11 protein-coding genes are annotated in these 11,898 nt (G+C 44.0%); 5 read left to right on the forward strand and 6 right to left on the reverse strand.

Annotation, left to right across the window (positions count from 1 at the left end):
* The first annotated feature begins 90 nt into the window (after positions 1–90).
* Both mrcB and E0H88_RS13955 read left to right on the forward strand, forming a co-directional pair.
* The gene (mrcB, locus tag E0H88_RS13950) at positions 91–2,484 is read left to right on the forward strand and encodes a penicillin-binding protein 1B (protein ID WP_131274628.1); all 2,394 of its coding nucleotides are present in this window, start codon (positions 91–93) and stop codon (positions 2,482–2,484) included.
* Positions 2,485–2,499: 15 nt separating this feature from the next.
* On the forward strand, positions 2,500–3,066 hold the full coding sequence (locus tag E0H88_RS13955; protein WP_131274618.1) for a tetratricopeptide repeat protein: 567 nt from the start codon (positions 2,500–2,502) through the stop codon (positions 3,064–3,066).
* 49 nt (positions 3,067–3,115) lie between these two features.
* On the opposite strand, the gene E0H88_RS13960 is transcribed toward E0H88_RS13955, so the two are convergent.
* On the reverse strand, positions 3,116–4,015 hold the full coding sequence (locus E0H88_RS13960; protein ID WP_131274619.1) for an NUDIX domain-containing protein: 900 nt from the start codon (positions 4,013–4,015) through the stop codon (positions 3,116–3,118).
* A 139-nt stretch (positions 4,016–4,154) separates the two neighbouring features.
* Between E0H88_RS13960 and hemP the strand changes: the two genes are divergently transcribed.
* Positions 4,155–4,325, forward strand: coding sequence for a hemin uptake protein HemP (gene hemP, locus E0H88_RS13965; protein ID WP_092818514.1), 171 nt, complete (start codon positions 4,155–4,157; stop codon positions 4,323–4,325).
* A 63-nt stretch (positions 4,326–4,388) separates the two neighbouring features.
* Here the strand turns inward: hemP and E0H88_RS13970 are convergent, their stop codons facing one another.
* The 4 genes from E0H88_RS13970 to tfpB all read right to left on the reverse strand — a co-directional run bounded on the left by E0H88_RS13970 (position 4,389) and on the right by tfpB (position 8,778).
* The gene (locus E0H88_RS13970; RefSeq protein WP_131274620.1) at positions 4,389–5,732 is read right to left on the reverse strand and encodes a sensor histidine kinase; all 1,344 of its coding nucleotides are present in this window, start codon (positions 5,730–5,732) and stop codon (positions 4,389–4,391) included.
* 1 nt (position 5,733) lies between these two features.
* The gene (locus tag E0H88_RS13975; RefSeq protein ID WP_131274621.1) at positions 5,734–6,393 is read right to left on the reverse strand and encodes a response regulator transcription factor; all 660 of its coding nucleotides are present in this window, start codon (positions 6,391–6,393) and stop codon (positions 5,734–5,736) included.
* A 166-nt stretch (positions 6,394–6,559) separates the two neighbouring features.
* Positions 6,560–6,922, reverse strand: coding sequence for a NirD/YgiW/YdeI family stress tolerance protein (locus E0H88_RS13980; protein WP_131274622.1), 363 nt, complete (start codon positions 6,920–6,922; stop codon positions 6,560–6,562).
* A gap of 98 nt (positions 6,923–7,020) precedes the next feature.
* Positions 7,021–8,778 (reverse strand): type IV pilus assembly ATPase TfpB, encoded by a 1,758-nt coding sequence (tfpB, locus tag E0H88_RS13985; protein WP_131274623.1) that lies wholly within the window; start codon positions 8,776–8,778, stop codon positions 7,021–7,023.
* A 257-nt stretch (positions 8,779–9,035) separates the two neighbouring features.
* On the opposite strand from tfpB, the gene E0H88_RS13990 reads away from it, so the two are divergent.
* Positions 9,036–10,286, forward strand: a complete 1,251-nt coding sequence (locus E0H88_RS13990; protein WP_131274629.1) for an MgtC/SapB family protein — start codon at positions 9,036–9,038, stop codon at positions 10,284–10,286.
* Between the two features lie 198 nt (positions 10,287–10,484).
* Positions 10,485–11,474, forward strand: a complete 990-nt coding sequence (locus tag E0H88_RS13995) for a hypothetical protein (RefSeq protein WP_131274624.1) — start codon at positions 10,485–10,487, stop codon at positions 11,472–11,474.
* Positions 11,475–11,530: 56 nt separating this feature from the next.
* Here E0H88_RS13995 and E0H88_RS14000 read toward each other — a convergent pair.
* A partial coding sequence (locus tag E0H88_RS14000; protein ID WP_131274625.1) for a transposase occupies positions 11,531–11,898 on the reverse strand: 368 nt, incomplete at its 5' end.

Consider the following 11,898-nt stretch of genomic DNA (forward strand, 5'->3'; position numbering starts at 1 on the left):
ATATTTTCTCTTCATTCACAGATTAATTATTGCAAAAAAATGAAAAGCTTCGCATGATTAGCACAATTTATTTGGATCTTATAATCATTGATGAAGTCTGAACGCGGGATCGGTTTACTGGCCCTTATTTTTTCAATATTAGTCATTGGCGTCTTCTTGGTTTTTAGTGTCTATTTAATCCGAATGGACAATATTGTACGCAATAAATTTGAAGGACAGCGCTGGGATATTCCGGCAAAGGTTTTTGCCCGTCCTTTGGAAATTTATACCAATGCACCGGTCAACCAGACAGACTTCACTCAGGAACTCAAACTTCTGGGCTATAAAAGTTCTGACAGCTATACTCAATCCGGCAGTTATGTAAGCTCTGGTGATGCCCTGTATGTGCATACCCGCGGCTTTGACTTTGGTGACAGCGTTGAACCCGAGCAGGTCTTAAAAGTTACCTTTAACAATAATCAGATTGGTGAAGTCAGTGCAACCAAGCCTTCGTCTACCGGCATTGCACGTTTAGAACCTTTATTGATTGGCGGAATTTATCCGCAACATAATGAAGACCGTGTGCTGATTAAGCTTAATAATGTGCCTAAACCGCTCATTGAAGCCCTGATCTCAACGGAAGACCGTAACTTTTATCATCACCATGGCATATCGGTTCGTGGTACAGCGCGTGCTGTAGTCAGCAATCTCACCGGTGGCAAACGTCAGGGGGGTTCTACCCTGACCCAGCAGCTGGTGAAAAACTTCTATTTAAGCCCGGAAAGAACCTTAAAACGTAAAGTCAATGAAGCCCTCATGGCCATGCTGATTGAGCTTCATTATGACAAAGATGAAATTCTGGAAGCGTATTTAAATGAAGTGAACCTTGGGCAAAATGGCAATTATTCGATTAATGGCTATGGTCTGGCTTCACAGTTTTATTTCGGCTTGCCGCTACGCGAACTGAACATTGCCCAGCAGGCTTATTTAGTCGGTCTGGTGCAAGGGCCTTCCCTGTTTAATCCGTGGAAAAATCCAGAAGGCGCAAAAAAACGTCGCGATATCGTGTTAAATAATATGCTGGTGATGGGATATCTGAGCCAAGAACAGTATGAACGAGAAATTGCACGACCATTAAATGTGATTGCAAAACCCACCTTGGGACCTGCCCGCTTCCCAGATTTCATGGATATTGTACGTCGACAGCTACGCACCGAATATCAGGAAGGCGATCTGACCAATCAAGGGTTAAAAATCTTTACCACACTGGATCCAATTGCCCAAACCAAAGTCCAGGAAGCATTTAAAGCTTCAGTTTCCGGTTTAGCCAATGCCAATCCCAAACGTTTAAAAGATTTGCAAGGCGCTGTTTTGATCTCTCATCCTGAAAATGGTGAACTGGTTGCAGCTTTAGGTTCTACTCAGGATTTTACCGGATTTAACCGTGCACTGGACGCAAAACGTCAGGTTGGCTCCTTGCTTAAACCGGTGATTTATTTAAGTGCGATTGAATCTGGCCGTTATAACTGGGCTACACCGGTTGAAGACAGTGCCCTGAACATTTATAGCGAAGGTAAAAACTGGACGCCTAGAAATTACAGTGGGGGCGAGCATGGTATTGTTCCTATGTCCGAAGCGCTGGCGAACTCCTACAACCTGGCTGCCGTACGTTTAGGTCAGGAATTTGGAATTTCGACCTTTAGCAATCACCTGAAAAAATTTGGCGTGACTGCCAATATTCCAAACTATCCGTCGATCTTTCTGGGGGCGATTGATATGTCACCGATGGAAGTGATGAGTATTTACGGCAATTTTGCAACTGGCGGTTTCAAATATCCTATCAAGTCCATTCGCTCGGTGGTTGATTCCAATGGACGCCTGCTCGATCGTTATGGCCTGACGCCACAACAAACCATCGATGCTTCTGCGGCCTATATTCTGAATTATGGTTTACAGCAAGTCATGAGCTCGGGTACGGGACGTGCCGCTTATAGCGCTTTCCCTACCGACCTGAAACTGGCAGGCAAATCGGGCACCACCAATGATACCCGTGACTCCTGGTTTGCAGGCTATTCAGGCAATTATCTCAGTGTGGTCTGGCTGGGTCTGGATAATAACAAGGTGACTGGCCTAACCGGTTCTTCAGGTGCGCTTCCGGTCTGGATTAATGTCATGAAACAGTTGCGTCAGAAACCGGTTAACCTGCGTCAGACCGAAAATGTGCAATGGCAATGGATTGACCGTTCTAGTGGATATTTATCTGCGCAAGGTTGTGAAGGTGCCATGTACATTCCCTTACTTCGCAGTAGTATGCCACGACAGGCCACTGCCTGCGGTTTACCGAACTATCAGGTAGAACCTGCTTACAATCCTGATACTGAAAACAATCAGGCACCTGTCGATCAAAACGATAGTATTGGTAACTATATTCGTGAAAGTGAGACTGAAACGCAGAACGAGGATTCTACGAATCAGGTCATTTCAAGTGGTAGTTATAACAATTAAGGGTGACAGTGAAGCATGAATGGGCAATGTAAACGGCATAAATACGGGCTCATTGCCCTGAGCTTGATTGGCTTGGTCGGCTGTCAAAGCCTGCCTGCGCCCGAAAGCAAACAGCCACCGAAACCGGTCCCGGCAGAAAAGCCGGACATTAAAACACCTTCGGGGGTGGTCATCACCCCTTATGAACGTGAAGAAATTCAGCGTAAAAAGATGCAGGTGATTGTTCCTGAGCAACACAGCAAACAGCAATTTGAAGATGGCCGCCAGCTGCCTGCATTTCAAAAGCTCATGCAAAAAACCCAACTCGCCTATAAGCAGGGAAAATGGAATGAAGCAGAAGCTGCGGCATTGCAGGCACAGCGCCTTGCGCCGCAATCCGCTGAAACCTTCTTGTATCTGGCACTAATTGCCAATAAAAAGAGTCAGCCTGCAAATGTCAAAGCTCTGGCGCAACGCGGGCTTAGTTATGCACAAACCAATCCAATGAAGAAACAGCTTTGGCAGGTCATTTTAAAAGCTGCACAACAGCAAAAAGATCAAAAAACCATTCAACAGGCGCAAAAAGCCCTGAAAGGCTTATAGACCTGAGGATATGTTGAACTGATATCCTCAAATATATGCTCTTTGTTTTTTATAAAAAGCGCATCCCTGCAATGCCATAGGCACCCTGCTCTTGAGCGCCCGCAAGATCACCCGACTGCATGCCGCCCAAGGCAAAAACAGGTAGATCGACCTGTGAAACCCAGTGCTTGAATTGTTCCCATCCCAATGCCACAGCCTCTGGATGGGTTGCAGTCGGCAATACCGGACTCAGCAGGAGTGCATCACACCCGATCTGCTGTGCCTGTTGCATTGAAGCCAGATCATGGCATGCTGCAATGGTACGCTTACCCAAGGGCAAATCACCCGGCTTTAACGCCATCAGTTGTGGCTGTTTTAAATGAATGGTGGAAATGGCTTGCTGCTGAATCGAGTTTAATTGCTGAAAAATATCGACATTGAGAATTAACTTCGCCAAATGCTCCACACTGAGTTCAGCCAATTCCGTTAGCTGCTGCTGAGTTCCCCTGACACGCCAATACAACAACTGATCCTGTTTTAATTGCGCCAGGTCATCCAGCTGCGCTGAAATTTTAATCTGATGGGGCCAATACAGGCGCTGAATTATGGCTTGATTGGCTTGAGGGAAATTAAGATTCAACAATTCTTCACGGCTGTACCAGGTCCAGGGCTGCTGAATCTCATTCAATAAAGCAGTCGGTACAATGGCATGAAATAAATGCAGCTTGACAATTACATCATCATATTCATGAACAATCACATCAAAGGCATGCCAGTCATGCAGACCAATGCCCACTTCTTCATAAATTTCACGGCGGCATGCCGCCAGGGGCGTTTCGCCCTCTTCCACTTTTCCTCCCGGAAATTCATGTTTATTGCCCTGATGCTGTTTCGCTTCACGCCAGCCCACCAGCACGTTGTTTTGATGCAGTAAAATTGCAATGGCAACATCAATTACGGGTTTAAACATTCCCTGTTCCTCAGCCTGAAAATATTACAGAGTGTAAGCAAATTTAAGTTTTTTATAAAATCTTAAATCATCCATTGACAGGTCTATTCGATAATGATTATCATTTAAAACATTCAATACATACCACGGAATCGACGGAATGAACGCACCATTTAGCCTATTTACCCGTAATCATGACAACGCTCACTCACTTCCCATGTTGCACTCGAACAACCTGTTTGCTCTGGGGCGAGAAATTCGGATTATGCATGCCGGAGAAGAATATCGTCTACGTTTAACTCGTAACAATCGTCTGATCCTGACCAAATAAAAATAATTCACTCAACAATAATAAACGTGGAAACAGGCAGTATGCGCGCAAACATGCTGCTTTTTAATGCTGGATAGGCAATGGAAATTGCAGTTCAACTTTTAATCCACCATGTGCCGATCGGGAAAATTGAATTTCACCGGCATGTAATTCAATAATTTTTTTACAGATCGACAATCCCAGTCCTGAACCTTGGGTTTTGGTACCCAATGCACGATAAAAGCGCTCACCCAGTCGTTGCAAGACTTCTTCCGTCACCCCCTGTCCATTATCTTCAATGCTAATGCTGAGCCGTTGCTGCTTTTGCTGCATCTTAATAAATACGTGACCATTTTGCCCGGCATAACGGATGGCATTGTCCAGCAGATTGCGCAGGCAACTGAAAATGAGTTTGTCATTGCCAGTAATCACCAGATGTTCAGCGAATTGGGTCTCGATTTGAATATTTTTCTCGGCAGCAAAGGGTTGCAAGGCTTGCATGACCTCGTTGATGACCCTGCTCACATCCATTTCAGACTTGGGCAATTGAGCGGTATGGGCCGGGTCCAGCCGTGCCAGTAACAGCAAGTTTTCTAACACCTGTGTACCACGGTTGACATCATTTTGAATACTCACCAAGTCTTGGTCGAGTTCCGGATATTTACGTTTCAGTACCTGCAATCGCATCTGGATGGCCGATAAGGGTGAACGTAATTCATGCGAGGCATCCGCAGTAAAGCGCTGTTCTGCCACCAGAGAGTATTCAAGCCGCTGTAATAACTGGTTCAGCTGCCATACCATCGGCTGCAATTCTTTTAATTCAGGCACCTGCTGATGAATCGGTGCGAGATCATCCGCACTTTTAGCTGAAATTTCTCTGGACAGTTGATGAATGACTTTAAATTGGCGTTTTACCGCAAAATGCAGAATCAGCCATTGAATAAACCAGAGCACAATTAAGATCAGGCCATACAGCATGACATTTTGAGCCAGATCCTTAAAGCGTTCAGCTATGGGCTGCAAGACCCATACCGACATATTCAGCTCAGCATCTTCAGTGCTGTAAATCCGCCATAATTGCCAATCTTGCCAAATAAAACTGTAGCCTTCAGATACGTGATTTGGGAGCTTAGAAGATGAATTGTGCAAATGAAAATTATTCGATTCACTCAGCACCTGTTGCCGATCTTTTAACTGGTATTGAATGTCAAATTCATCACTGAGTTCATCGACCTGTTGTCCTGAACTCGTGCTTAGATCTGACATCAACAGCATATCTGCAATTTCATCCATGAGCTGGTCTTGCAGCTGCATGGTCTGGTACAGGGAAATTCCCGTAAAAAGCAGCAAGGCCAAACCCCCAGCCAGCATTGAACTGAATAATGATGTCTTGATTAACCTTGTTTGTAGAGAAATGGCTTTGGACATATTAACCCTGACTCATGCGATAACCCAAACCACGAAGGGTCTTGATATATTGGCTACCTATTTTCTTGCGTAACTGATAGATAAACACTTCTATGGCATTGCTTTCTATTTCATCGCCCCAGGCATAAAGCGATTCCTCCAGCTGCTCACGGGTAATAACATGTTCCGGCTTTTGCATCAGTTTATGTAAAATCTGAAATTCTTTAGCCGTTAAATTTATGCTTTGACCATCCTGGCTAAGGGTCTTCGCCTGTGGATCCAGGACCAGATTGGCATAGCGCAGATATTGTCCGGCACTGCTTTGATGTTGCCGCAACTGCGAACGGACACGCGCAGAAAGCTCCTCCAGACTAAAGGGTTTGACCAGATAATCATTGGCACCCAAATCCAGCCCTTCAACACGGTCATGAATACTGTCCCGCGCGGTGATAAAAATCACAGGGGTCTGTTGCTGATGCGCACGCAAAGCTTTAAGAATTTCATCGCCAGTGGCTTTGGGTAGTCCACGATCAAGTAGGATACAGTCATACTGATGCTGTTCAATCGCCAAAATGGCATGATCGCCACACTCCACCCAGTCGATATTGTAGCCATCCATTTCCAGCCATGTTTTGATGCTTTCTGCTTGGGATACATCATCTTCTGCCAGTAAGATTCGCATGTCGGGTTCTCAGGTATTCTGTATTTTGTGATTTTAAAATAGCACGCTTTAAACAGCTGTTTGCATTAAAAAAACCACATGAGCCAATCATGTGGTTTTCATAAGAGACACTATTTGCAAGAGATAGCAACTCAAACTGATGATCTGTGTCGTTGAATAGACCGTATTAGAATTGAACCGCATCCACATCAATTTCAACGCGTTTAGCCGGTTTGTAATCGATGTCGACTTCACCAATGATGGTCACCGGAGTTTTGGCATTTACCGGTTTACCTTGCCATAACTCATCGTCAATATCGACGGTAATAGTGCCGGTATTGTCACGGAACTGGTATTTTTCATCCCCGACTGCTTTTACCACATAGCCTTTAAGCTGTACCTTGCTGTCATCTTTTAAAGTTAAAGCCTGTTTAACCGTAGTGGTTTTTTGTGGTGCAATTGCAGCCTGATTGACTGCCGTATTTGCCACGGCGAATGTTGTTGCACCGACCAAAGCGGTCACTAAAGCTGCTTTAGAAATCATGTTCATGTTCAAACCCTCGTTAAGTTGTTGCTCATTTCGATAGCATGATTAAAACAAATCAAGATGAGGTGAATCTTAAGATTTGCTCATTTTCAAACAATATTTCAATTCAGTGGGACAACGCGTAATACTTCTTCCAAAGTGGTCATGCCAGCCAGCACTTTGCGTGCGCCCGCGATACGTAGCGGTTCTATTCCCTCTTTTTTCGCCTGATCACGCAGCTGGTTTAAAGTCGCATCTGCACCAATCAGCTGTTTGGTCGCAAGGCTTAAAGGCATAAATTCATAAATGCCGACCCGCCCTTTATAGCCCGTCTGGCGACATGCTTCACATCCCACCGCCTTAAATACGAAGTTGGGCATTTGCAATGCATAATCAAAAGTTAAATGCTTCCACTCCTGTTCATTAATAAAGGTTTCCTGTTTGCAATGCGGGCAAAGCTTGCGTACCAGACGCTGTGCCAGCACCCCTAAAATCGTGGCTGACGTTAAAAAGGGCTGTACTCCCAAATCATGCAGTCGGGTCAGACTCGAGGGTGCATCATTGGTATGCAAGGTGGATAACACCAGGTGACCGGTTAATGCGGCCTGAATGGCCATATTGGCGGTATCCTGATCACGAATCTCGCCGACCATAATGATGTCCGGGTCCTGACGCATCAGCGCACGCACCCCATCGGCAAAACCTAAATCAATCCCCAGATTCACCTGCATCTGGTTAAAGCTCGGTTCCAGCATCTCAATCGGATCTTCAATGGTGCAGACATTGACTTCTTCTGTTGCCAGCTGTTTCAGTGAAGAATACAGCGTGGTGGTTTTGCCTGAACCTGTTGGACCGGTGACTAAAATAATGCCGTGACTGTGTGCAGTTAAAGCCTGCCAGTCACTCAGTAAACCGCCTTCAAAACCCAGCTGCTGAAAACTGCGCACCAACACTTCCGGATCAAAAATACGCATTACCATTTTTTCGCCAAAGGCCGTCGGCAAGGTAGATAGACGCAGCTCGGTTTCCTGTCCTTTAGGCGTACGGGTTTTTAAACGACCATCTTGCGGTTTGCGTTTTTCCGCCACATTCATGCGGCCTAAAATTTTAATGCGCGAAATCACGGCGGTAAGCGTATTGGCCGGCATTTTATAAATAGTATGCAACACGCCATCAATACGGAAACGCACCTTGCCGGTGTCTTTACGGGGTTCCAGATGAATATCGCTTGCGCCCTGTTCAAAGGCAAACTGCAACACCCAATCCACCAGCTTGACAATATGCTGGTCGTTGGCATCCGGGTTTTGCGTATCACCCAGTTGCAATAATGCTTCTACGCCTTTGTTATCCCGGTCATAGGCACTGGATTTTTGCGACGAATTAACGGCACGGCTGACCTGATAATATTCCACCAGATAGCGCTGCAACTGATCCGGACTAAGCAGTACCCGCTGAATTTTTTTCGGGGCAATCGTGTGTTCGAGATTGGCCACCCATTCCGTTTTAAAGGGTTGATCGGTAGCAATCAGGACTTTATCCGGCTGAATTTCGACGGCCAGAATTTTATTGCGCAGGGCAAATTCCTGCGACATGATATTGGTCAAAGCACCAACATCGGCCTTCAAGGGATCAATAATATAAAAAGGAATCTGGGCTTTGTCTGCAATCCACTGGCACAAGCGGTTTAAGGTTAAGGTCGATTGTGGATGTGCCTGATCGACCAGATTAAAATGTGCAATCCATTGTAGCGGATGCCATTTCAGTTGCTCACGCTGACGGTGTGTGGTTTGAATCAGCAGCTTGTTGCGCTCGGTAATACGTCCATCTTTTTGTAATTGTTCCAGACACCAGGAAGTATCCATTTCAAAATTAAATTTCATTGTTATATGCCCCAAAACATTCACACACTATAGCAAACTCAAGGTCATCTCGCTTCAGCCCGTTTTAGAAAAAAATATCCCCCTATCTTTTTCTAAACTGATCGATATGAGCGTTTACTGCAAAATAAACTATAGCCTGTTTTCATTTGCATTATGTTTTTACTTTCGGATATTTATAGCCAATAATGCTGAATGTGCTGTTTAATTCAGCAGCTGACTGTGCATAAACCAATAATTGGATTTTCCCTGTGAACAATATGCTGAATCTGCCCCTTCAAAGTACATCATTTCAAGACTTGCTGATGGTTATGGCAGCAGCATTGGGCTGTGGCTTGCTGATTGGTCTGGAACGCGAACGTAGCAAGCAGCGTGAAAATCAGCATAGTTTTGCCGGGGTTCGCTCATTTGCAATCTGCGCTTTATTGGGTGCCTTGTGTTTTGCTTTTGGCGATATCTTTGGCGTGATTGGCGCACTGATTGTGGGCGGTATCGGTATCTTTTCACTGAAGAACCAGCTGCAAGATCCCGGGGTCACCACCGAACTGGCTTTTGTCATGACTTATTTCATTGGTGCGCTGTGTGTCTGGAATATTACCCTGGCTGCCAGTCTCTCTGTGGTACTGACCTTCATTTTAATGATGAAACATTCCATGCATGGGATTGCCGGAAAATGGATTACCGGAACAGAACTTAAAGATGGCGTATTTTTACTGGCCCTGATCTTAATCGCCTTGCCGCTGACCCCCGATACGCCTTTATGGGGCAATGTGCTTAATCCGCATATCATTTTAAAACTGCTTACCCTGATTCTTGTGGTGCAAGCATTGGCTCACGTGGCCAAACGTTTACTTTCTAGCAAGAAAGCACTCATGCTTTCTTCAATCGCTTCCGGATTTGTTTCCAGTACGGCCACGATTGCACATTTAGGCATACAGGTACGTAATGAGGGGGCCGATGCTCGATCCAATGCCGGAGCAGCACTAATGTCATGTATATCCACTTTGCTGCTTTTATTTATTGTTGTAGGCGGTGTTTCCTTAACCTGGCTAAAGCTGCTGATCTTGCCTTCGCTCATTGCCCTCACCATTTTGGCACTCTGCGCTTACTGGCTTTTACGTAAAGCTGAACCTGTGGAAGACACAGAGCCTGTCGATAGTGCCATGTTTAGCTTAAAAGAAGCCGCCATTATTGCAGGGACATTAACGGTCATTCAGGCGGGTGTGCATGGCCTAGAACTCTTACTGGGTGATTCCGGTTTAATTGCAGGTACACTCCTGGCTTCACTGTTTGAAATTCATGCTGCTGCAGCCGCTGTAGTAATTCAGGGTGAACCGACAAATGCCAGCTTGCTCTATGCAATGATGTTAGGTCTGGCTGCGCATGCCGTTTCTAAATGCATTAATGCAGCCATCAGCGGAGGCTTAAAATTTGCACTTTATTTTGCACCTGTACAAATTCTGCATATGGCTGTTTTGATCGGTGTACTTTGGTGGCTTAATGCACTTTAAATCGAGTTTGATTATAAACTATTATTAATCAATTAAATTAAATCTTTAGTTAAATTTAAAATAATGATTTTGTTAATATTTCTTGAAGTAACAATAAGTCATTTACATTATTAGATGAATAATTAATCATCGACTTCGTTTTTTATCTTTTATCAAAAAACTTAAATTTTTAATTAATAATAACGGGGGTGTTTCATCATGAAGCTTAAATATCTGAGCTTATCAATTATAACAGCACTAACTTTGGTTGGCTGCGGTGGCGGCGGTTCAGACAGTACTTATCAAGGTACAGATTCTGGCTCTGCCGAAGAAAATAAAGATTTTCAACAATGGCACTATTTTGAAATTGAAGCTGGCTATGCAGTCAATGAACCCATTGAATTTGTTCATAACATAATCACTCTTGATCAGGGCAATGTATATGTTCAAGATGACTCGCCTACACCAGACAATGACATATTTGTTACTCAAGATGGTGTTTATCAAGAGTTAGGACCAAAAAATTCCCAATATGGATATTTAGTCGGAACAGGATCTTTGAATAATTTAGTGTTTACACATAAGCCTTATTCTCCTGTTGGCTCAACCGGTCTTGTATTTAGCACAAATTTCAAAAAAATTGACCTCAACGGCAAAAATGCTTTAGCGACATTAGAGTCCAGAGATCAATGGGATATTGTAAATAATTCAATTCCAAATATTTCTGCACAGCGCCTTGCTTATTATAATTCAGTCAAAGACTTAACTTTCCCTGCTGGTGCATATTGCTTACAAAATAGTATTCACAGCAATAATCAAGAAAATCTGTATCTCTATACCAGTGACAAGAGTGACGAAAAATTCGCTTTTGATGGTTATGCGGCACGTTTTGCTCAAAATGACACGCATATCTTTAAGAAAACCTATAAAGACACCATTGCCTACTTAGAATCCGATGACGGTACAGATGCAGACGCAACTTATGGCGCGGCAGAATATAAAGGCGACTACTATGGTGCTGGGCGTTATCTGAAAGGAGTTGAATACAGCCTAGCTCAGTACATTCAAGAACAAAAGGACAAATTAAGCAGTACATTAACTGAAGCAGAGCGCAAACTGGCTATTGAAGAGATTGAAACTTTGAACAATCAATGCAGCTGGTATAACGACACCGCTGCACAATTTATGCAAAACTCAATGAAACTTTAAACTGCTCAAGCGAGCGATATAAAAAGGAGCTTAAAGCCACTGCTGTCCCACAAATATCACAAGAAGAACCTCAATTGAGGTTCTTCTTGTTTTCGCCATTTTTTATCAGGCACAAAGAGTGACCTTAAAAGTTTCCTTTCAAATAAATTGACCTGAATAATTCGCAATAAACGCTGAATACTCCATTCTTCTTGTGCCATGTGTTTAGCGAAGTTCACCAGCAAATAGGCGATTAATGCAATCCATATTTGCGTTTGTATCGCATTGCGGCTTCGACCTAGAAATGACTTCAGTTTTAAATTCTGCTTGATGGCTTTAAAGAATAACTCAATCTTCCAGCGGTCTTTATAAATTGCAGCAATGGTGGATGCTGCCAGATGAAAGTTGTTGCTCAGAAATTCGAATGTTCTTTTCTTATCTGTAT

This window comes from Acinetobacter sp. ANC 4216 (assembly GCF_004331195.1).
GTDB classification, from domain to species: domain Bacteria; phylum Pseudomonadota; class Gammaproteobacteria; order Pseudomonadales; family Moraxellaceae; genus Acinetobacter; species Acinetobacter kookii.